20 protein-coding genes and 1 other RNA gene are annotated in these 21,810 nt (G+C 59.1%); 15 read left to right on the forward strand and 6 right to left on the reverse strand.

All coding sequences use genetic code 11. The features are described from left to right. Nucleotides 1–202: 202 nt before the first annotated feature. Genes AC4HNJ_RS15855 through cydX form a run of 4 tightly spaced genes read left to right on the forward strand, consistent with a single transcriptional unit; the run spans nt 203 to nt 3,275 of the window. A complete protein-coding gene (locus AC4HNJ_RS15855; protein ID WP_490480560.1) occupies nt 203–421 on the forward strand; it encodes a cytochrome oxidase putative small subunit CydP in 219 nt (72 codons plus the stop codon). Beyond that, on the forward strand, nt 421–1,998 hold the full coding sequence (locus tag AC4HNJ_RS15860) for a cytochrome ubiquinol oxidase subunit I (protein ID WP_490480604.1): 1,578 nt from the start codon (nt 421–423) through the stop codon (nt 1,996–1,998). Before AC4HNJ_RS15855 ends, AC4HNJ_RS15860 begins: the two co-directional genes overlap by 1 nt. A gap of 10 nt (nt 1,999–2,008) precedes the next feature. Beyond that, on the forward strand, nt 2,009–3,139 hold the full coding sequence (gene cydB / locus AC4HNJ_RS15865; protein ID WP_490480561.1) for a cytochrome d ubiquinol oxidase subunit II: 1,131 nt from the start codon (nt 2,009–2,011) through the stop codon (nt 3,137–3,139). A gap of 10 nt (nt 3,140–3,149) precedes the next feature. Beyond that, on the forward strand, nt 3,150–3,275 hold the full coding sequence (gene cydX, locus AC4HNJ_RS15870) for a cytochrome bd-I oxidase subunit CydX (RefSeq protein WP_490480562.1): 126 nt from the start codon (nt 3,150–3,152) through the stop codon (nt 3,273–3,275). Between the two features lie 141 nt (nt 3,276–3,416). Here the strand turns inward: cydX and AC4HNJ_RS15875 are convergent, their stop codons facing one another. From AC4HNJ_RS15875 to AC4HNJ_RS15885, 3 genes are all read right to left on the reverse strand, one after another. Continuing rightward, a complete protein-coding gene (locus AC4HNJ_RS15875) occupies nt 3,417–5,504 on the reverse strand; it encodes a phosphocholine-specific phospholipase C (RefSeq protein ID WP_490480563.1) in 2,088 nt (695 codons plus the stop codon). 171 nt (nt 5,505–5,675) lie between these two features. Then, complete coding sequence (locus AC4HNJ_RS15880) at nt 5,676–7,025, reverse strand: aminopeptidase P N-terminal domain-containing protein (RefSeq protein WP_490480564.1); 1,350 nt, start codon at nt 7,023–7,025, stop codon at nt 5,676–5,678. Beyond that, entirely contained in the window at nt 6,983–7,543 is a 561-nt protein-coding gene (locus tag AC4HNJ_RS15885; RefSeq protein WP_490480565.1) for a UPF0149 family protein, read from the reverse strand. The genes AC4HNJ_RS15880 and AC4HNJ_RS15885 overlap by 43 nt, the downstream gene beginning before the upstream one ends. Nucleotides 7,544–7,644: 101 nt before the next feature. Between AC4HNJ_RS15885 and AC4HNJ_RS15890 the strand changes: the two genes are divergently transcribed. The 6 genes from AC4HNJ_RS15890 (at nt 7,645) to rpiA (ending at nt 10,527) form a co-directional block, all read left to right on the forward strand. After that, nucleotides 7,645–7,869, forward strand: coding sequence for a TIGR02449 family protein (locus AC4HNJ_RS15890; RefSeq protein ID WP_490480566.1), 225 nt, complete (start codon nt 7,645–7,647; stop codon nt 7,867–7,869). Continuing rightward, nucleotides 7,862–8,200 (forward strand): cell division protein ZapA, encoded by a 339-nt coding sequence (locus AC4HNJ_RS15895; protein WP_490480567.1) that lies wholly within the window; start codon nt 7,862–7,864, stop codon nt 8,198–8,200. The genes AC4HNJ_RS15890 and AC4HNJ_RS15895 overlap by 8 nt, the downstream gene beginning before the upstream one ends. Nucleotides 8,201–8,207: 7 nt before the next feature. Continuing rightward, nucleotides 8,208–8,394, forward strand: a non-coding RNA gene (ssrS, locus tag AC4HNJ_RS15900) — 6S RNA. A gap of 91 nt (nt 8,395–8,485) precedes the next feature. Continuing rightward, nucleotides 8,486–9,103, forward strand: coding sequence for a 5-formyltetrahydrofolate cyclo-ligase (locus tag AC4HNJ_RS15905; protein ID WP_490480568.1), 618 nt, complete (start codon nt 8,486–8,488; stop codon nt 9,101–9,103). Next, nucleotides 9,100–9,555, forward strand: a complete 456-nt coding sequence (locus AC4HNJ_RS15910; protein WP_490480569.1) for an EVE domain-containing protein — start codon at nt 9,100–9,102, stop codon at nt 9,553–9,555. Before AC4HNJ_RS15905 ends, AC4HNJ_RS15910 begins: the two co-directional genes overlap by 4 nt. A gap of 330 nt (nt 9,556–9,885) precedes the next feature. After that, nucleotides 9,886–10,527 carry a ribose-5-phosphate isomerase RpiA gene (rpiA, locus tag AC4HNJ_RS15915; RefSeq protein ID WP_490480570.1) on the forward strand — a complete coding sequence of 214 codons (642 nt, stop codon included), beginning with the start codon at nt 9,886–9,888 and terminating at the stop codon, nt 10,525–10,527. A 201-nt stretch (nt 10,528–10,728) separates the two neighbouring features. On the opposite strand, the gene AC4HNJ_RS15920 is transcribed toward rpiA, so the two are convergent. The 3 genes from AC4HNJ_RS15920 to AC4HNJ_RS15930 all read right to left on the reverse strand — a co-directional run bounded on the left by AC4HNJ_RS15920 (nt 10,729) and on the right by AC4HNJ_RS15930 (nt 14,504). Then, complete coding sequence (locus tag AC4HNJ_RS15920; RefSeq protein WP_490480571.1) at nt 10,729–13,647, reverse strand: TonB-dependent receptor domain-containing protein; 2,919 nt, start codon at nt 13,645–13,647, stop codon at nt 10,729–10,731. Nucleotides 13,648–13,982: 335 nt separating this feature from the next. Next, nucleotides 13,983–14,294, reverse strand: a complete 312-nt coding sequence (locus tag AC4HNJ_RS15925) for a hypothetical protein (protein WP_490480572.1) — start codon at nt 14,292–14,294, stop codon at nt 13,983–13,985. Between the two features lie 81 nt (nt 14,295–14,375). Then, nucleotides 14,376–14,504, reverse strand: a complete 129-nt coding sequence (locus AC4HNJ_RS15930; protein WP_490480573.1) for a hypothetical protein — start codon at nt 14,502–14,504, stop codon at nt 14,376–14,378. Here AC4HNJ_RS15930 and AC4HNJ_RS15935 point away from each other — a divergent pair. The 5 genes from AC4HNJ_RS15935 to AC4HNJ_RS15955 all read left to right on the forward strand — a co-directional run bounded on the left by AC4HNJ_RS15935 (nt 14,503) and on the right by AC4HNJ_RS15955 (nt 21,804). After that, nucleotides 14,503–14,853, forward strand: a complete 351-nt coding sequence (locus tag AC4HNJ_RS15935; protein ID WP_490480574.1) for a hypothetical protein — start codon at nt 14,503–14,505, stop codon at nt 14,851–14,853. The genes AC4HNJ_RS15930 and AC4HNJ_RS15935 overlap by 2 nt on opposite strands. 235 nt (nt 14,854–15,088) lie before the next feature. Further along, nucleotides 15,089–17,392: a TonB-dependent receptor gene (locus tag AC4HNJ_RS15940; RefSeq protein ID WP_490480575.1), complete on the forward strand. Its 2,304-nt coding sequence runs from the start codon at nt 15,089–15,091 to the stop codon at nt 17,390–17,392. A 37-nt stretch (nt 17,393–17,429) separates the two neighbouring features. After that, nucleotides 17,430–19,421 (forward strand): serine hydrolase domain-containing protein, encoded by a 1,992-nt coding sequence (locus tag AC4HNJ_RS15945; protein WP_490480576.1) that lies wholly within the window; start codon nt 17,430–17,432, stop codon nt 19,419–19,421. 14 nt (nt 19,422–19,435) lie between these two features. Continuing rightward, nucleotides 19,436–20,458, forward strand: a complete 1,023-nt coding sequence (locus AC4HNJ_RS15950; protein ID WP_490480577.1) for a dipeptide epimerase — start codon at nt 19,436–19,438, stop codon at nt 20,456–20,458. A 23-nt stretch (nt 20,459–20,481) separates the two neighbouring features. Continuing rightward, a complete protein-coding gene (locus tag AC4HNJ_RS15955) occupies nt 20,482–21,804 on the forward strand; it encodes a peptide MFS transporter (RefSeq protein WP_490480578.1) in 1,323 nt (440 codons plus the stop codon). Nucleotides 21,805–21,810: the final 6 nt, after the last annotated feature.

A 21,810-nucleotide genomic window follows, 5' to 3' on the forward strand; every position in this document is an offset into this window, starting at 1 on the left:
CAATTCCCGCAAGGCGTTTTCCTATGCATGGACCAGGCTGGATCCCGCTCTCGCACCGCAGCGGGAATGACCGCACAGCAAGAGGGACGCCACCCATGTTGGCGACAAGCCTCCGCAACCATGCGGCGCCATGGCGCACACCATCGGGCCGCAAACGGCGCTATGCTCCGCCGCATGTCATAGTCGTTAGGACGCCTGCACTATGCACATGCTGCCCGAGCAAATCCGTCCCACTCCGCCACGCAGCGCGCTGCGCCGGCTGAGCGCCAAACTGATCTTCATCGTTCTCGCGAAGATCGTCCTGCTCGCCCTGATCGGCTGGTACATCGCCGCGCACTACCCGCGCGCGGATACGCGCCCGGCAGCCATCGAACGCCTGCTCGCTCCCTCTCCGTCCATCACGCCGGAAGCCAAGCCATGATGATCGATTCGGACGTCGTCACACTCTCACGCCTGCAATTCGCCCTCACGGCGCTCTATCACTTTCTGTTCGTACCGCTCACGCTGGGGCTGGTGTGGATCCTGGCGATCATGGAAAGCGTGTACGTCATGACCGGACGCGAAGTCTGGAAACGCATGGTGCAATTCTGGGGTGTGCTGTTCGGCATCAATTTCGCCATGGGCGTGGCCACCGGCGTCACCATGGAATTCCAGTTCGGCATGAATTGGGCCTATTACTCACACTATGTCGGCGACGTGTTTGGCACGCCGCTGGCCTTGGAAGGCCTGATGGCTTTCTTTCTGGAAGGCACGCTGGTGGGCCTGTTCTTCATCGGCTGGCATCGCCTCTCACGGCTAGGTCACCTGCTAGTGACGTGGTTCCTGGCGCTTGGCACCAACCTATCTGCATTGTGGATACTGGTTGCCAACGGGTGGATGCAGAATCCGGTCGGCGCCAAGTTCAACCCGCAGACCATGCGCATGGAGGTCACTTCATTCGCCGATGTGCTGTTCAATCCGGTAGCGCAGGCGAAATTCGTGCACACCGTCAGCGCGGGCTATGTGCTGGGCTCGATGTTCGTACTGTCGATCAGCGCGTGGTATCTGCTGCGCGGACGCAACATCGACTTCGCTCGCCGTTCGATGACGGTAGCGGCCAGTTTCGGCTTAGCGGCGTCCTTGTCGGTGGTCGTGCTCGGTGACGAATCCGGCTATGCCGTGTCCGAAAACCAGAAAATGAAGATGGCCGCCATTGAAGCAATGTGGGAAACGGAACCGCCACCGGCCTCCTTCACCGTGTTCGGCATTCCCGATGTACCGAATCGCACAACACATTTTGCCTTGCGCATTCCCTGGGTGATGGGCCTGATCGGTACCCGCTCGCTCGACAAACCCATTCCCGGCATCAACAACTTGGTGGAAGACGCCAAGGGCAAGATCGGCGATGGCATCCATGCTTACGATGCCATGCTGGCTTTGCGCAAAGACCCTCATGACATTCAAGCCAAGTCGACATTGATGCAATTCGACGACGACATGGGCTACGCCCTGCTGCTCAAGCGTTACGTCGCCGACCCACGCCAGGCCACGCCCGCCGATATCGACAAGGCCGCCCAGTCCACCATCCCGAATGTGCCGGTCTTGTTCTGGTCCTTCCGCATCATGGTCGCCTGCGGCTTCTATTTCATTGCCCTGTTCGCCTATTCATTCTGGCTGGCGAGCAAACGACAGCTTCATCGCCATCGCTGGTATCTGAAGCTCGCGCTATACAGCCTGCCGCTACCGTGGCTTGCCGCCGAACTGGGCTGGATCGTGGCCGAATATGGCCGCCAGCCTTGGGCCATCGAAGGCATTCTGCCGACGGCGCTCGGCGTGTCTTCGCTCTCGGAAGGACAGGTGCTGACCTCGCTGGGCGGCTTCGTGCTGTTCTACACCTTGTTGGCGATCATCGAGGCGAGCTTGATGCTCAAGTACGCACGCAAAGGACCTGACGAGCTCGGCATCTGGCCGGTACGCGATGTTTCGCTTTCACTGGAAAACAGCGCAGCTGCGCACTGAGGAGAACGCCATGTTCGATATCACGACATTGCGAGTGATCTGGTGGGTGTTGCTAGGTGCCTTGCTGATCGGCTTTGCGGTCATGGACGGTTTCGACTTCGGGCTTGCCGCCCTGCTGCGTATCCTGGGACGCGACGAACACGAGCGCCACGTTCTACTGCAAACCATCGAGCCGACCTGGGAAGGCAACCAGGTGTGGTTCATCCTGGGTGGCGGCGCGGTGTTTGCGGCGTGGCCGATTCTTTACGCCACGGCGTTCTCAGGTTTGTATTTCGCACTCGCGCTGGTGCTGCTGGCTTTCATCCTGCGGCCAGTGGGATTCAACTTTCGCGGCAAAATGCAGGATGCGCGTTGGCGCGCGGTGTGGGATGGCGCGCTGATCTTTTCCGGTTTCGTGGTGATGCTGATCACCGGCGTGGCGTTCGGCAATCTGTTCCTTGGCCTGCCATTCCGTTATGACGACGATCTGTACATGACCTGGCAGGGCGGCTTCTTCAATTTGCTGCAGCCTTTCGCCATCCTTGCCGGCCTGGTCAGTATCACTATGCTGCTTACGCACGGAGCATGCTGGGCGGCCTACCGTGCCGATCACACCATTGCAGGCCGTGCGGTACGCATCGCACGCTGGATGGCGCTGGCGTATGCCATCACCTTTGTCGGCGACGGCATCTGGCTGGGTTATGGCATCCCCGGTTTTGCCATAGCCGGTCCGGTCGTCACGGATGGCGTATCCAATCCCCTGCTCAAACAGGTGGTCGTGGGTAGCAGCTGGTTTGCCAGCTACATGATCCATCCCTGGTTCTGGCTGGCCCCGATACTCGGTATCGCAGGCGCGATCGGAGTGCAGTGGACCGTAGGCAAAATGAATCTGTTCGGTTTCCTGTGCAGCAGCCTGATGATCATAGGCACGATTCTCGCTGCGGGTTTCTCGCTGTTTCCCTTCCTGCTGCCGTCACGGCTCGATCCGCGTTCCAGCCTGACGGTCTGGGATGCCTCATCCAGTCATGGCACGTTGATGCTGATGCTTGGCGCCGTCGTCGTGTTCCTGCCACTCATCATCATCTACACCAGCTGGGTCTACCGCGTCATGCGCGGGCGCGTGCTGCTGAAGGACGCACACCCTTCGAATCACGGTTATTGAGGAGCCAAGCATGTGGTACTTCACCTGGATACTGGGACTTGGGCTGGCCTGTGCCTTCGCCATCCTCAATGCGATGTGGTACGAGGTGCACGCGACCGATGAAGCGCGTCGGCAACAGGAGTCGCCCTCACCGTAGGCATCGTGTGGCTTCAGGATCGGTTTCTGCGATCATCGGAAACACGGCGATGATGCATGCGTTTCCCCACTCGACGGCATCATCATTCCCGCGAATGCGCGGGATTCGCCGATGCTTTGACGCCATGCAGAAACTCATGGTTCAAAGCCGCTGGAAATTCCACCATCGCATCTGACCGATCGCCGGATCGGTCATTCCCGGCTCGCCGGTTTCCACATGACCCGCCAGACGTTGCAGGAAACCCGCTTCCGCATCGGCGCGCACCAGCAGATCGTACCAACCGTAGCTATCGCTCAAATTCCAACGTCGCTCGACGTTCTCGCCCGGCTTCAGCAGGTACGTTATCGACTCGCTGTTGTAGAGGTTTTCGACCGATACGTTGCAAAAAGCATCGCCCTCGTTCATCAGCGTGAGCACGACTTGCGCCTGACCACGGTCGTAGTGGCTGCTGACCTGCAGGGCTGTCTTGCGCGAACGGCCACTGCCTTTGAAGCTGCGCAAGAAGCCGTTCGGTCCATGCACGTAGAACTCGTAAGCATCCTGGACAGGTAGACCCGCAGACAGCGATTGCCCCGCATCGACGGTGTAGAACCACGGCCCATTCGCATCGTCGCCTGAGCGCACGTAGAAACACGCCCCCGCACTACCCGTATTCTGGAGCGCGAGATGCAGCTGGCCATCCGCCAATTGCCCGCTTGCCTGCAGCTCATAAGGCAGCGCACGCGCCGGTTTGATGCCCGGCTCCTGTTGCGGCAGCATCTGTTCCGCCGGAGGCAGGGGGGAATAATCGGGGTGACGCAAGGCATCCGGCGGCACATACGTCGCCGTGCTCGGCAGCGGAACGTGCATGCCATCCGGCTTGGAAAAATCGAACGCCGAGGTCAGGTCACCGCATACCGCGCGACGCCACGGCGTAATGTTGGGCATCTGCAGACCGGGATGAGTGTTCGCATACCGCTGCTCGACAAAGCGGATGATCGAGGTGTGGTCGAACACTTGCGAGCACACCCAGCCGCCCTTGCTCCATGGCGATACCACGATCATCGGCACGCGCGGTCCCAATCCATACGGGCCACTGGGATAAAACGTGTTACCAGGGAATAGCTCATTCACCGTCGACACCGTCGACTGCCCCTGCTGGTCGCTCGGCGGCACACACGGCGGCACCATGTGATCGAAGAAACCGTCGTTTTCGTCATAGGTGATGAACAGAACCGTCTTGCTGAAAACGTCGGGATTGCTGGTCAATGCATCCAGCACCTGCGAGATGTACCAGGCGCCGTAATTCGCCGGCCAGTTCGGATGCTCGCTGTACGCTTCCGGCGCGGCGATCCAGGAAATCTGCGGCAGCTTGTTGCTCAACACGTCACTGCGCAACTCGTCGAACAGCGTACCGCCCGCCGAGATGTTGGTGCCGGTGCGCGCGCCTTCGTACAAGGGACTTCCCGGTTGCGCATTCCGGTATTGCAGGAAGTACAGCAACGAGTTGTCGCCGTAATTGCCGATGTAGGCGTCATCGGTCCAGCCCCAGGAACCGGCCGCATCCAGGCCGTTGCCGGCATCCTGGTAAAGCTTCCAGGAAATACCGGCATTCTGCAGCACTTCGGGGAACGTGGACCAGGAATAACCCGCCTCCGCGTTATCGATCACCGGGCCACCGCCCGCACCGTCGTTACCGACCCAGCCTGTCCACATGTAATAGCGGTTCGGATCGGTGGGTCCCATCACCGAACAGTGATAGGCATCGCAAACGGTAAAAGCATCGGCCAGCGCGTAGTGGTACGGAATGTCCTCGCGTGTGAGATACGCCATCGTGGTAGTACCCTTGCTCGGCACCCATTGGTCGTAGCGACCTGCGTTCCACGCGGCATGGGTGCTTGTCCAATCGTGGGCGAGGTCTTCCAAAAATTGCAGCCCCAGATCGGGCGCCGTCGGACGAAACGGCAGCACGTAGCTCGATCCGTCGGGCTGATGCCACACCGAGCTACCCGTAGCCAAGTTCACCGGGCGAGGATCGCCAAATCCGCGCACACCTTTCAGCGAACCGAGGTAATGATCGAAAGAGCGATTTTCCTGCATCAGGATCACGATGTGCTCGACATCTTCGATCGTGCCCGTGCGCCGATAAGCGGGAATCTCCAGTGCACGTGCAATGCTGGCAGGGAGCATCGAGGCAAGCGTAGTGCTTCCCAGAAGCTGCAGGAACCTGCGGCGGTTCATCGACGTCATGCTGCATCCTCTTCTGCTTGCGGCGTCATGGCGCACGATGCTGCGCGGTCAACGTTGCAGGCATGCGACATTCATGGGACGAGCCTGCGAAGTTCGCACGTCGTCACGATGCATGCAAATCGGATGCATGCTTCACCCTCTCCATGATCCATCTGCGCAGCAAAGAATCCATCAACGCCGCGTCAGCAAGGACTCGATCGCTTCCGGATCCTTAGGCACATCCGCCGTCAGCACATCGTTACCATCGCGTGTCACGGCTACGTCATCCTCGATGCGAATGCCAATGCCACGCCACGCTTCCGGCACAGACATGTCATCAGGCGCGATGTAAATACCCGGCTCCACCGTAAGCACCATACCCGGCTCGAGCAGGCGCGATTCGCCATCGACGCGATAGTCGCCGACATCGTGCACATCCAGCCCCAGCCAATGGCTGGTCTTGGCAGGGAAAAAACGCTTGTAGCTCCCTTGCGCGATCACCTCCGCCGGCTCTTCTTTCAGCAATCCAAGCGCACACAGGCCTTCGGCAATGACGTGCACCGCCACTTCGTGCGCGGTGTTGTAGGAACGACCAGGCTTTACTTCATCGATAGCGGCTTGTTGCGCAGTAAGCACGATTTCATACAGTGCGCGCTGCTCGCGGCTATAACGTCCATTTACTGGAAAACTGCGGCTGATATCGGAGGCATAGCACTCCCATTCCGCACCGGCATCGATCAACAGCAAATCACCGTTCTTCAATGGCGAGCGATTGGCCTGGTAATGCATGACACAGGCATTGACGCCTGCCGCCACGATGGGCGGAAACGCTGCAACGGCGCCACGCCCACGCATCACCCGCAATAATTCGGCTTCCACTTCGTATTCGTGCCGGCCGGCGCGTGCCATGCTCATCGCCGCCACATGCGCTTCCGCCGCAATCGCGGCGGAAGCGCGCATCACTTTCAATTCGGCACGGGATTTATACAGGCGCAGATCGTGCAGCAGATGGCCGAGCGCCACGAACTCCTTCGGCACCACACCGCCGCCGCGCAACTGACGCAGCCGCCGCATCCAGCCCAGCAGTTGCGCATCGAATTGCGGTTCGCGCCCGAAATGGCAATACACCCTTCCCCGGCCTTCGATCATGCCCGGCAGGATGTCGTCGATATCATCGATGGGAAACGCATCATCCATGCCGTAATCGGCTACGGCACGTTCCGTGCCGATGAATTCGCCATGCCAGCGCTCGCGTTCCGCATCCCGCTCGCGGCAGAACAGAACGGCCTCGCCATGCTGGCGGCCCGGCAGCAATGCCAACACCGCGTCAGGTTCGGGAAAACCGCTCAAATAGTGGAAGTCCGAATCCTGGCGATACGGCCATGCCGCATCCGCATTGCGCATGCGCTCCGGTGCAGTGGCAATCAACACCACGGCATCCTGCCCCGCCATTTTCATCAATTGGCGTCGGCGGCGCGCAAATTCGTCTGAAGCGATAGTCAATGCAACGTGCCGCTGGAAGGCTGATTGGGGATATGACATTCAGTAAACAACAACATGGCGCCCATGCGCACGAATTCATGCACTTCGATCAAGGCATCCTCGTCTTCGTCTTCATTGCCGAAATCCAGCGAAGCCGAAGCAATCGCACCGAGATCCTGCAGGACTTCCCTGGCCTCATCCGACAGCCGGACATGGACCTCCGGACCGCCGAGGCCGAATCCCCCCAGAAAGCCGCGGCACCAGTCCACCAGCGCATCCGCACGCTCGTCCAGCGGACGATCATCGGCCGGTAACAAAGGTTCGAAGCCCAGTTCAGGGTCGGCCAGTTCTTCCTCGCTCTGGCGCATCAGTTGCTTGAGGGTAGCCTGGTCTTCCGCGGAACCGACACCGCCGGCATCCAGGTGCAACACTTCCAGCAATGGGCGTCTGCCTGGCTGCCCGTTGCCAGCGAGATATCCGCACAAGGTTCCGTGCAACTCACTGGCATGAATAGGCAAGCGCATATGCGCGACAAGCTCGTCCAGCTCATCATGACCGATCGGCTCAAGGGCAGCCATGCGGGGGCTCCATTAACGTCCAAAGGGGAAGTTTAATGCACCCACATGGAGGCGCGTGCCGGTCCGCAGATTTCGTCCGGCGTCCTGATATAGTTGAACGCATGAAGACACCCGACGCCGCCCAGCACGAGCTTGCAGCACTGAGCCAGCAGCTTGACCGGTTGCTCGAACACGTCCATCGGCTCAGCGAGGAAAATCGCAGCCTGCGCCATAGCCAGGAACAACTTGCGAATGAACGCGCAGGCCTGCTGGCACGCAATGAACAGGCGCGCAGCCGCGTTGAAGCGATGATCCAGCGACTCAAGGCGCTCGAAAACAATGGCTGACGTCATCAGCACACCTACCAACGAGCCGGTTCTGCTGCGGCTGATCGATCGCGAGTTCTTGATCGCCTGTCCACCCGAAGAGCGCGACGGCCTGCTGGAAGCCGCGGCGTTCCTGGATCGCAAGATGCGCGAACTACGTTCGCACGCAAAAACACCGGGCTTCGACCGTTTGGCGGTATTGGCTGCGATCAGCATCACGCACGAATATCTTCAGCTTCAAAAACATGGGGCTGCCGATACAAACAACAACGTGTCTGAACCTGACATCGCTGAAAGCTTGGCCGCATTGCGTCGCAAGCTTGAAGCAACGCTCGACGCACAACTAAAATAGCTTCCGGCGTTTTCTGCGGTGTGCGCCAGCACACTCTTACATTTGCCTTGTTCCTATATACGGCCCGGGGACGGTTACTTAAGGTTGTTGTGCATGTCCGCCACGAGCGGAAAGCCTCGAAGCCTTGATCTCCCTCCCACCTGATCCCACTCGGATCAAGGTCGTTTGGTGGGCAGCGGCATCGCGGTTGACGCCACCTCATATCCGGCCCGGATGCCGCCGAAACGGCGTCCGGGGAACGGAACGCCGCCTGCCAGACGCACCCCATCTCAGGAGACGCGCGACGTGGATACCGCCGCACGACGCCGCGAACTACGCCAGCGCCTGGCTGAACGCCGCCGCGCGCTTACCCCGCCCCAACGCATGGCCGCCGCCCAAGGCTTGCGGCGCAGCCTGGAACATCTCCCGGAATACCACACCGATCACCGTGTGGCCGGCTACTGGGCCTGCGACGGCGAGCTGCCACTGAACCTGGTCATCCCGCCACTGGCGACGCGGGGCCAGCGGTTTCTGCTGCCGCTGATCGGCCAGGACAACCTGCTCCGCTTCGCGCCATGGGAAGCAGGCGAACCCGTCCAGCCCAACCGCTTCGGCATTCCGGAGCCGGTCGCGCCCCACGAATGGTTCGCCCCCTTCCAATTGGACCTGGTGTTCGTGCCCCTGCTCGCTTTCGATCGGCGCGGCAACCGCCTGGGCTATGGCGGCGGGTATTACGATCGCAGCTTCGCCTTCCTCAAGGATCAGCTGCGTCCCACCGAACCGCTCTTGGTCGGCATCGCTTATGACTTTCAGGAACTGCCCGACATTGCGCCTGAAAGCTGGGACATCGCACTGGACTTCATCGCCACCGACCGCGAATTGATCGATTGCCGCGCAGAAACATCCGGAGACAAGAGCGCATGAAAAAGTATTGGCTGATGAAGTCCGAGCCCGATACGTTTTCCATCGATGACCTGCAACGCAAGAAACGCGAAGCATGGGACGGCGTGCGTAACTATCAGGCGCGCAACTTCATGCGCGACGACATGCGTGTCGGCGACGGCGTGTTCTTCTACCACTCCAATTGCGCCGCACCCGGCATCGCCGGCCTCGCAGAAGTGGCAAGCGACGCATACCCCGATCCCTCGCAGTTCGATCCCAAGAGCAAATACTTCGACGCCGCCAGCTCCCGCGACAATCCACGCTGGATGCTGGTCGACGTGAAGTACGTAAAAAAGCTCAAGCGCGTGGTCACGTTGGACGAGCTCAAGACACACAGCTCACTCGCCGGCATGACCCTGCTGCGCAAAGGCAATCGTCTGTCGGTGATGCCCGTGGAAGCAGCGGAGTGGAAGTACATCCTGGGGCTGGAATAGCGCAGTGATGCCTCCCCTCTCGCCGTAACCCCTTCGGCCATCCTTCCTGCAAGGAGCTTTGTCGACATGGAGCGGTGCTTTTTACCTTCTGATCGGCGTCAAAACTCAGCTATGCCTGCATGACTCCTCGTGCGTACGAGGGCAGGGAAAAGCTCGGAGCGGTCTCAAACGACTGCGGAGTAAAACCTGCTCAGCAGCGCCATGCTCATGACTACCCCGGTCCGATACCAAGATAGGAACGCCCGTCCGCCAAAGCCTTCCTTTGCAGCACCGCACGATGCAAGCGCTCTCCAAATAAACGATCATTTCCTTTTCTTTCCGGACAACGCCATGAGCAACAATGAAGAAAAACGCCTCGCCGGCGAAGCTGCCATCCCATACGTCGAGGATGGCGCCATCGTCGGTGTCGGCACGGGCTCCACCGTCGCTTTCTTTATCGATGCCCTGGCTCGCATCAAAGACCGCATCCAGGGCGCCGTATCCAGTTCCGAACAGTCCACCGCGCAGTTGAAGAAGCATGGCATCCCGGTATTCGATCTCAATGCCACCGGGCCGCTAGCACTGTATGTCGACGGCGCCGACGAATGCGATCGGCATAAGCGCCTGATCAAAGGCGGTGGCGCCGCGCTCACACGCGAGAAAATCATCGCGGAAGCTGCGCAGAAATTCGTTTGCATCATTGACGCGAGCAAGCGCGTGGACATCCTCGGTAAATTTCCGCTGCCGATCGAAGTCATCCCGATGGCACGCAGCCTGGTCGGACGCGAAATCGTCAAGCGTGGTGGCAACCCGGTGTGGCGCGACGGGGTAGTCACCGACAACGGCAACTGGGTCATTGATGTGCATGGCTGGCAGATCGCCGACCCGGTCGCGCTGGAAAGCGATCTCAATCAGATTCCCGGCATCGTGACAGTCGGCCTGTTTGCACGCCGCCCGGCAGACGTCGTGCTGGTAGGCGACAAACTGATGTAATCACCCGATAAACAGAAGCCGGGCCATGCAGGCCCGGCTTTTTTCATGCGCGCATTCCCGGCAGCAAGCGATCGTCATCCGTCTTGCTTGCTCAATCTCGCTGTCTACAGAACCCGATTCGGCAACCTTTCCCGGCTTCGAAAAAAGGCCGGATCCATAAGGACCCGGCTCCCTGGGGAGGGTAACCATCTAGCGCCTGGCTTAATCCTTCGCGCCGCCAAAGCGGAAATCCACCTGCGCCATGATCTCGCGGCCATACACGTTGTAGTTCTCCGGGTTGAAGTACGGGAACGCGGTGTAGGTCGGATCCTTGGGCGGCATCTTGTTGAACACGTTGTTCACGAGCAAGGAGAGGTCCAATCCCTTGACCGGCGTGTAGGTAAAGCTCCAGTTGAAGGTGATCCAGGGCGATACATGACCTGCGCCCGGATAGGTCGCGCCGTCCACCATGCCAATGTAGTTCGGCGAGCCGCCGTAGCGATGCCAGTACAGCGTGCTCGCCCACTGGTCATGCAGCGACCAGTTCAACGCGCCGCTGACGATGCTCTTGAATTCCGAGCTGTAAATCGGGTTGGTCAGCTGATTGATCGGCGCACTACCCGGATAAACCTGATACGCGTGCTTCAGCATGTCGTTGTAATCGAACTGTAAGCCGAACACGCCGATAGGAGTGGGCTGGAACTGATACTGCAGTTGGGTGGTGATGGAGTCCGTCACCTCGTTGGAGATATTCACGTAGTACTGCGTGATCGTATCCACCTGGCCGGTCACCGAGTTGCGCTGTACCTGGGACAGCGCCGCCATGCAATCGGGCGAATCGGCGGGTAGCTGGCCGAGGCGGCACTGCGACTCCTCGCGCATCAGCAAATCGGCATCCTGCGGCGCCACCTCGTTATTGATGGCAATGTGCAGGAAGTCGGTCGTCCAGCTGAAGTTGGTGATCGGCGCCCACACAAAACCGACCGTATAGCTGCTCGCCGTCGTGGGCTTCAGGTGACGGTTGGAAAGCGTGGTGCCCTGCACTTGCTCGGTATAATCCGCCGCACAATTCTGGTTGTTGTTCTGAACCGCGCAAAGGTAGTAGTCGGTAACCTGCTGATAGTCGCCGGTCGGCCCGAGGAACAGTGCCGACATGTCCGGTGCAAGGAACGAGGTGGCATAGTTGCCGCGCAACAGCAGCGTGTCGAAGGGGCGATATTCGATGCCGGCCTTGTACGTAAACTTGCTGTTGGTACCACCGCTCACCGCGTAGTGATCATAGCGACCCGACAGGTCGAGAGTGACCTGCTTGAGCACCGGCAGGTTCAACTGGAAAGCCGAAGCGTAATGGCTGCGCGTACCGCCGCCCGAGGTGCCGGTAAGACCCCAGATGTCGCCATTGGCGACCAGCGGATTGACCGGCTGATACCAAGCCTCGCTACCACCTTCGACCAACCATGCCAGGCCCGCCGAACCACCAGGCAGCGCAAACAGGCTGTCGTTGCTGACGGTGGCGCGCGTGTCATTGATCCAGGTGTTGGAGTTCTGCTCGACATTGGTCGAGAAACTCGCAATCTGTGCCGGCGTCAGCGGTGTAAAGAACGCCGCATAGTTCGGGTTATACATGTTCAGGCCGGTAATGGGATCAACATTGACCACCGGCCCAAGGAAATTCTTATTGAAGAAATTGTCGACCGCGGAAGCCAATCGTTCCGGCGAACTGGAACTGGTGCGATCACCCGAACGCAGAAAGTACACGTCCCAGTTCCAGTTCGAATCACCGAACGTACCATTCGCACCCACATCCGCCTGATACATCAGATCGTATTGGCGGTTCAGCGAATTGTAGTAATTGTCGCCCACTTCCTCGGGCGAGAAGATCCGCTCCGGATAGAGGATATCGCCCGTATTGGCATCCTCGACCAGACCAGAGGGGTAATCGGCAGGCCCCCACCAGATGTACTGCGAACCCTGCGTGTACTTCTGCACCTGGGCATCCAGCAATATGTCGCTGTACAAGCGCACATGATCGTTGATGTCGTAACGCAGCTTCAGCATGCCGTCGTAACTGCGGCTCTGATTCTGCAAGGTGGCATAGCCGAGGGTGTGGTTCGATCCGCAGAACGTCCCCACGCGGCCAGCCACACTTGAATGCGTTTCATAGGTGGTGCCGCCGTATTGGCTGTGCATGGCACCGCAGCCATCCGGCGGACTCACGTAGCCCAAAATGCTGCCTTGGTACTCATCGATGTTGCCGTAATCCGGAATCGTCGCCACCGCCGATGGGTGCGTGGACAACGCGGTAAGCGTGCGCTGATAGCCCCAGATCGGGCTCTGGTTATCGAACTCCAACGAACCCAATACATTGAGCTTGCCGTAATCGTGACCAAACGCTATCGACAGCCGTTGGTTCGCACCGCCACCCGCGCTGTAGTGTCCCGCGCGCGCCGTCACCTCTACGCCATTCATATGCTGCTTGGTGACGATGTTCACCACGCCGGCGATAGCCTGCGAACCGTAGATCGACGAACCGCCGCCCGGCAGGATGTCGATATGATCGATCATGCCGATCGGAATATTGGAAATATTGGTAAAGTTGCTCTGGCCGTTATACAGCTGGCCGAACTGAGTGATCGGCTTGCCGTCGATCAGCGTGAGCGTGTATTCGGGATTAAGACCATACAGACTGATCGTCTGCGCGCCCTGCGTGAAACCACCACTCTCCTGCGGCCCTTGCACCGAGCCGGTAGCGAACACCGAGTTTTGCAGTACCTCGGTCACGGAGTTGAATCCGCGCGCCTTAATGTCCGCGGCCGTAATGGTGTAAGTCGGTGTCGCCGTCTGGATCTGCGCGTTGTTGATCAGCGAGCCGCTCACCACGACCGTGTCGAGTTTTTTAGCTTTCTTGTCTTCCGAACTGGGCGATGAGCTGGAACTTGATGGATTGTCTTGCTGCGCCGTGTTCTGTGTCGATGCACCCGCAGGCGATGCACCTTGATCTGTAGCGCCCGCTGCATAGGCATTCGCGACAAAGCCAAACGACAACGCAGCCAGCACGGCTGCCGCAATAGGTGTTTTCAACATGGTGGCTCCCTCAGCCTGGTCCGTGATGGTTTTCAACGTTCCGAGAGCACTGTCCATAGCGCTCCGCAACCAATACGCCACACTTCTCTCTGCCCATATGAATGAGCAAGCGAAGAGAGACGACTCCCTCAAAGCACGCTGCGAATACACATCCCCAAACACACGCGTGCTACAGATATGTGTACATAAGAATAAAATTTTAAGCAAATGACTTGCGCCATATAAAACTAGGAATATTTCCTATCTCACCTGTATTTGAAATTTTTTTCTTCTGACAGGTAGGGTTTTTCTTCCCCAATCCGTTTGCTTATACGGATACATGACTTGAACATCCGTACCATAATCAAAACACATGATTTATAGATCACGATGCAATCAAGCCGTCTTAACCATTAACGATCGATGCAATCGCATTGACTTGAAAAATCATCCAATGACTTAATGGATACGACACGTGAATCCACACATGCAGAAAGTGACGATTTATCCAGCATATAGTGCACGCGCACCGGTGCACGACTCTTCTTTCTTTCAGAGAGCCTGTCTTCTATAAAGACCAGCGCCTCTTCGAGTTGACTGAATACGCCTACGCAATGATGCGGACAACCTTCAGCGACCAGCCAATACGCCACCTCCGTCGATTCGACGTTGGCGGAAATGACATAGAGATCATCATCGTCGTAACGTTGTTCGACTTCCAACATACCCATGCCCCCTTATTAAGACGAGCCGAGCATGCCGAAGCATGGCTATGCTTACTTGACCTAGATCATGCGCGGTGCAACTTAAAACACTTGTCGTGCCGCATGAAATATCCACGAAAGCATGCCATGACCCGACCATTGACTTGCATCAAGCACAACAAGCTCAAAATCGCGGACCGCGAAACCATCATCAAGGTCGGCTGCGCTCATGAACAGAACGCCTACGCGACAGGTTGAGATGGAAGGCGCCATCCTGGTCTATCCGCTTACGCGTACCGTTATGCGGCAAAGCGTCTGGCGAGTATGCACAGGCAGTACGTCGGAATGCATTGGCCTCTTCGAGGATGTCGCGTCGGCCCTGCTGAAAGCGGTGAAACTGGCCCAGCTAGCTTGCGAACAGGGGCAGCTGACCTCGGTATGGATGAAATATCCCGCCGCGCTGACATGGTCGTTGGCGTGGAAACCCTCGTTCGAAACAGAAGTGGCTCGACGACGCGAAACATGGATCAGCCGCATCGCTTCCACGATTCGCGCGATCGCTGATCGATACCAGCGCTAGCACGGCGGCGTTATCTAACGTCCTGCCGTCGGCACGGCCTCCGCATCCGACAACTCCGCACGGCAACTTGCACGCCAACAAAACCCAGCCCTCACGCGCGTCTCACGCCCACTTGCAGTGGCCGCTCAACGTCCATATCCAAAAATGTTATATGAATACCATTGACATGAAAATGTTATCTTGATACCAATGTGCTCACAGACTATCCATATCTCCGGGGGGAGGTGTCGTGGACATGTGTCGTTCGCCGTACATTCGCGGCCGCATAGGCGTGGCCGTCGCCGTTGCCCTGATGGTGCCGCTATGCGTCAAAGCGCAAACACAGGACGAAAAAAGCCCTGCCGCACCGACCGCCGCTGGTCCGCAACGCCCGCCGTCGAGCCATTCGCAACATGCAGCAAGCGGCAGCACGCCCGTCCAGCTCGGCGCCATCATCGTTACTGCCAACAAACGCAGTGAGCGCTTGCAAGATGTCCCGATGGCGGTTTCGGTATTGACTGATACCCAGCTCGAACGCCAGAACGCGATCAGCTTCACCGATTACGCCTCGCAAGTGCCGGGCCTCAACATCATTTCCTCCGGCGAAGGCTGGACGCAGCTGGTATTGCGTGGCGTCACCTCCGGCAGCAGGCAACCCAATGCCACGGTGGGCACCTATATCGACGACACGCCGTATGGATCGAGCACGATCTACTCAGCGGGCAGCATGCTCACGCCGGATATCGATCCCAGTGACATCCAACGCATCGAGGTGTTGCGCGGCCCACAAGGCACGCTGTATGGATCGAATACGCTCGGCGGCCTGGTCAAATTCGTCACCACGCCACCGGACACCACGCAAGCCAGCGCGCGCGTGGGTGTCGACAGCAGCAGCATCCAAGGCGGCGGCAGTGGCTTCGGTACCCACGCCATGGTCAACATTCCATTGATCGCCAACACACTTGGTCTACGAGTGAATGTGTACGACCGCGACGATCCGGGTTATATCCGCAATATCACCACCGGCCAGTCGGAAATCGACAAGGCCAGGGTCAGCGGCGGACGCGCGCAGCTGCTGTGGACCCCCACTGACAAAGTCTCCGTGCGGTTTTCGGCCCTGGCGCAAAACCTCAACAGTGATGGACTCGCCAATCAGGGCATCGATGTCGATCCGTCCAACTTGCAGCCGATTTACGGCTGGTCGAATCAGGCGCGGGCAGCCAGTACCGGGCTATTCAAGATCAAGTACCGTCTCTACGACTTGTCCGTCAACGCGGATTTCGGCTGGGCCAAGCTCGTATCGACCACCAGCTACGGCACATTGCGTCTCAACGAAAACACCGATATCACCGACCTTTACGGCCCCGTGCTGAATCCGCTGTTCGGACTGAGCAACGGCGGTTATTCGGAACTGCAACCCATTGCCTTGAACAAAGCTACGCAGGAACTGCGCCTGCAATCGCCTGCGGACCAGATGTGGGAGTGGCGTGTCGGTCTGTTCTACACGCACGAACATACCACCGATAATCAGGACATCCTGAGTTTCGATGCCCATACCGGCGCACCCATCGCACTGCCCACGCTTGGCGACGTGTCTGTCGGGCCGGCGCTTTTCGACGAATGGGCGGGTTATGGCGATCTCACCTGGCACGCCACCTCGCATTTGAGCGTCCTGGTCGGCGCCCGCTACAGCACCGATCGCACCTCCTACACGCAAACCAGCAACGGACTGCTGATCGGCAACACCGACTTCACCACACGTGGTAGCGATCATCCCGTCACGTATCTGTTCAATCCCAGCTACAAGTTCAGCGATGATCTGATGGCCTATGTGCGCGTCGCATCGGGATTCCGCCCCGGCGGCCCGAACGTAGGCGTACCGCCGGGCCTGGGTGCGCCGCTGACCTTCGGTCCCGACAAATTGGTGAATTACGAACTGGGCTTGAAGTCGCTGATGCTCAACCAACGCATGAGCGTCGACTTCGATGTGTTCTACATCGACTGGAGCAAAGTGCAGCTCACCACTACCGCGGCAGGCTTTAGCTTCCTCGGCAATGGCGGCAAGGCCACCAGCAAAGGCTTCGAAGCCAGCTGGAACTATCGGCCACTTTCCGGACTGAGCTTGTGGGCAAACACCAGCTACACGAAAGCCGAGCTCGCCGCGGATACGCCATCCGGCAGCATCTACGGTCTCAAAGGCGATCCGCTCCCTTACGTGCCCAAATGGAATGCGAACGTCGGCGCGGATTACAACTTCCCGCTCGGAGGCACCGGCTGGTCCGGCTTCGTCGGCGGCAGTTTCAGTTACGTCGGTGCGCGCGAATCAGACTTCAATCCCGTTCCGGGCCCACGCGTTCGACTGCCTGCCTATAGCAATCTCGATCTGCATATCGGCGCCAATTACGCCAATTGGACCGTCGAGCTGTACGCCAAGAACCTGGCGAACAAGCGTGGCATCACATCGCTGTATCCGGAAACACTCGATCCGCTGGGCAGCCCTTTCCAGGCTACCTACCAAACGCCGCGCACTCTCGGCGTGTCTGCCAGCGTCGATTTCTAAGCCAACTTTTCCCGCAAACATTTTGTACGGAGTCCGCATGAATCGCCATGTAAAGCATCTGGTGGCCCTGGTTGCCGGCTTTGCCGCCACCATCGCCATGGCGCAAACATCATCGCCGTCACCACAGGTAGCGGCCGGCACCACCGCGAGACCTGCCGATAGCGCTGCATCACCGCCCGCACTGACGGAACCGGACGTCACCACGTTCTTCGATGGGCTGGTGCCGTACGCCATTCGCCGCAACGATATTGCCGGCGCGGTGATCGTCGTGGTCAAGGACGGCAAAGTACTGTTCGCACACGGCTACGGCTATGCCGATCTGGCGCATCACACGCCGGTATCGCCGGACACCACCCTGTTCCGTCCCGGCTCCACTTCCAAGCTGTTTACCTGGACCGCCGTGATGCAGCTGGTCGAACAAGGCAAACTGCAGCTGGATCGCGACATCAACGATTACCTCGATTTCAAGATTCCACCGTACCAAGGCAAGCCGATCACCCTGCGCAACCTGATGACGCACACGCCGGGATTCGAGGATTCCGCCAAAGGCCTGCTGCCAGCATCAGCGGATGAAGTGAATCTGGAGCAGTATCTGAAAAGCCATCTTCCCGCGCGCATCTTCCCGCCGGGAAAAATCGTGGCGTATTCGAACTATGGTTGCGGGCTGGCGGGCTACATCGTGCAGCGCGTGTCCGGCGAACGCTTTGACACATACATTGCGCAGCATATTTTCCAGCCACTGGGCATGACACATTCCACCTTTGTGCAGCCGCTGCCACCATCGCTGGCACCGCTGATGGCGAAGGGCTACAAAACCGCCTCCGACGGCAACGCGCAACCGTTCGAACTGGTCGATCCCGCGCCGGCAGGTGCAATGAGCACCACCGCCATGGACATGGCGCATTTCATGATCGCGCAGCTGCAAGACGGCCAATATGGCGATACTCGCATCCTGCAGCCGTCAACCGCGGAGCTGATGCATACCCAGCAATACACACCGGCACCCGGGCTGGGTGGCTTCGCGCTCGGCTTCTATCAAACCGACCGCGACGGCCTGCGCATCATCGGCCATGGCGGTGACACGGTGTATTTCCATAGCGACCTGGAGCTGTTGCTCGACAAGAACGTCGGCATCTTCATGTCGTTCAACAGCGCCGGCCCTACCGAGTTCACCACTCTGCTGCTACGCACGGCCATCTTCAATGCCTTTGTCGATCGCTACTACCCCTACACACCGCCAACAGAACCCACCGTATCCACCGCAAAAGCCGATGCCGCTCGCGTGGCTGGCTGGTATCAGGCCAGCCGCCGCAATGAAAGTGCCTTGCGCATGCTTTACCTCCTGGGACAAACGCATGTGGCCGCCGACCCTGATGGCACCTTGACCGTATCCATGCTCATCAGCGACGCAGGCGTACCACTGCATTGGCGCGAAGTCGGTCCCCTGCAATATCGCGAAGTGAACGGCCAGGACAAACTCGATTTCGTCACCAACCCGGACGGCAGCATTCGCTACTGGGCCACCGATTACATTCCCGCCGTCGAACTTTTCCAGCGCGTGCCCACCTATAAAAGCCTGGGTTTCGCCGGCGTGTGGACAGCCATCGCCTTCATCGTGATGTTGGTGACATTGCTTATCTGGCTGCTTGGCTGGCTGATGCGCCGTCGCTACCGTTCTTCGCTCGACGTACCGCCAGCACTGCTTCGCACGCGCTTGCTGTCGCGTCTTGGTGCGCTAGCCATGTTTGCCGATGTGCTGGGATGGATACTGCTGCTCGTCATCGCCAGCATCGACGAGAACGTGTTGCTGCATGGTTCGGCCACGCCATGGATGTACCTGCTCTATATCCTCGGCGTGATTGCCCTGCTCGGCGCGGTGGCCATCGTCGTACACACATGGCGGCATTGGCGACCGGTACAACGCGGCATGCTGGTACGTGTCGGCGAAACTGCGCTGGCACTGGCCGCCATCTATCTTGTCTGGTTCATCCTGGCATTTGGATTGATCAGTTTCAGCGTGCGCTATTAATCCGGGGAACCATCATGACCAAGCTACGGAATGCGCCGCTGAAACTCAGCGCATCGATCGAAACACTGCCCTTGATCCAGCCGTTCCATATCACCGGCTATACCTTTACGCAGTGCGAAATGCTCATCATCACGCTGCAAGATGGCGACTTGATCGGCCGGGGTGAAGGCCTGGGTGTCTACTATCATCACGACACGCCCACCGCGATGCTCAAGCAGATCGAAGCCCTGCGCGAAACCATCGAACGTGGCGTGACGCGCGAGCAGCTTCTGCAATTGCTTCCACCCGGCGGCGCGCGCAACGCCATCGACTGCGCACTATGGGATCTGGACGCCAAACGCCAGCAGCAGCCGGTATGGCAACTGGCCGATATGCCTGAGCCACAGCCCTTGCTCACCACTTTTACCTTGAGCGCCGACGCGCCGGAAGCGATGGCTGAAAACGCGCGCCAATTGCATAGCGCGCGCGCACTCAAACTCAAACTCACCAATGACGATCTCAACGCGGAACGCGTGCGAGCCGTGCGTGCGGCGCGACCCGGCACCTGGCTGATGGTGGACGCCAACCAGGGCTTTACACCGGAATTGCTCAAACAGGCGATGCCTGCGTTCGTGGAAGCCGGTGTCGCGGTAGTGGAACAACCGTTTCCGATTGGCAACGAAGCGTGGCTCGACGGTCTGGACAGTCCGATTCCGCTCGCCGCAGATGAAAGCGTGCAAGATCACAGAGATCTGCAAAAGCTGCTCGGCCGCGTGCAAGTGATCAACATCAAGCTGGATAAATGCGGCGGATTGACCGAAGCCTTGACGCTGGCCCGCGACGCACGTCACCTTGGCTTCCAGCTGATGGTCGGCAACATGGGGGGATCGTCGTGGTCGATGGCACCTGCGTTCGTGCTCGGTTCGCTGTGTTCGGTGGTGGATCTGGATGGCCCCATCTATCTCAGCGGTGATCGCACGCCATCGATCCGCTACCAGGATGGCCGCGTCTGGTGCCCGGATACTGTTTGGGGCGGCCCCGCCATGGTCGCCGTGTAACACCGCATCGGAGGAAAGCCTGCATGTCCACGCAACAACTCCCACCGCGAGAGCGCAACTGGTTTGGCCATCCGATCGGCCTGACCATTCTGTTTCTCACCGAAATGTGGGAGATGTTCTCCTTCTTCGGCATGCGTGCGCTGCTGGTCTATTACATGACCAAGCGTTTGGACATCCATCAGGAATACGCTTCACTGATCTATGGCGCCTACGCGGCGTTTGTATATTTCACGCCGGTGTTCGGCGGTATCATCGCCGATCGCTGGCTGGGCAAACGCAAGGCGGTGATCATCGGCGGCGCCACCATGGCGCTCGGCCATTTCATGATGGCGTCCGAGCCGCTGTTCTATCCGGCGCTGGCCACCATCGCCCTGGGCAACGGCCTATTCCTGCCCAGCCTCGCAAGCCAGATCGAAGGCCTGTATCGGGAAGGCGATCCGCGCAGCAAAAGCGCGTACAACGTTTACTACGTCGGCGTGAATATGGGTGCACTCATCGCGCCACTGATCTGCGGCACCCTGGGCGAAGCCTACGGTTGGCACTGGGGGTTCGCCGCCGCAGGCATCGGCATGCTGATCTCGCTGGTGATCTATCTGAGCGGAAGCCGCTATCTGCCCCCGGAAACAAAGCGCATGGAGAGCGCTACGCCCAAACGTTCTGCGCTCCATCCCGCCACGCTACGCCAGCTCGGCTTTCTTGCTGGCGTAGCGGCCATCGTGGTGGTGTTTCGCGGTGCCTACGAACAGGTCGGCAATACCATCGCCTTATGGGCCGATGAAGGCGTGAACCGCCATGTCACCGCGAACTGGAGCATTCCCATGACCTGGTTCCAGTCGCTCGATTCGCTGGTGGTGTTCATCGCCACGCCCCTGCTGCTAGCACGCTGGTCCCGTCTGGCAAAGCGTGGCATTGAAACGCCGTGGCTACTCAAGATGGCGTTCGGCGCCGCCATCGTGGGGCTTTCCTATATGTTGTTGGCGGCCGTGGCGACCTGGGCGCATGCACACGGCACGCGTGCGAATTGGGCATGGCTGGTGGGCTGGTTTGTGCTGATGACCCTGGGCGAGCTGTATATCCTGCCGGTCGGGTTGGGCCTGTTCGGGCGCATGGCACCCGAAGGCTTGCGTGCCACCTGCATAGCCCTCTGGTTCTTCGCCGGTTTCTTCGGCAATCTGCTTGCCGGCGGCCTCGGCACTTTGTGGAGCTTTCTGCCGCATGGAGGGTTTTTCATGCTGATTGGCGGAGTGGCCGGTGTGGCCGCTACGCTTTTATACCTGCTCGGCTTACGCATGGGACACGTGGAAAAGCGCGAGAATGCGGAAATGGCCGCCATGCTCTCCAGGTAACGAACG

It is taken from the genome of Dyella sp. SYSU CM1112 (assembly GCF_058216415.1).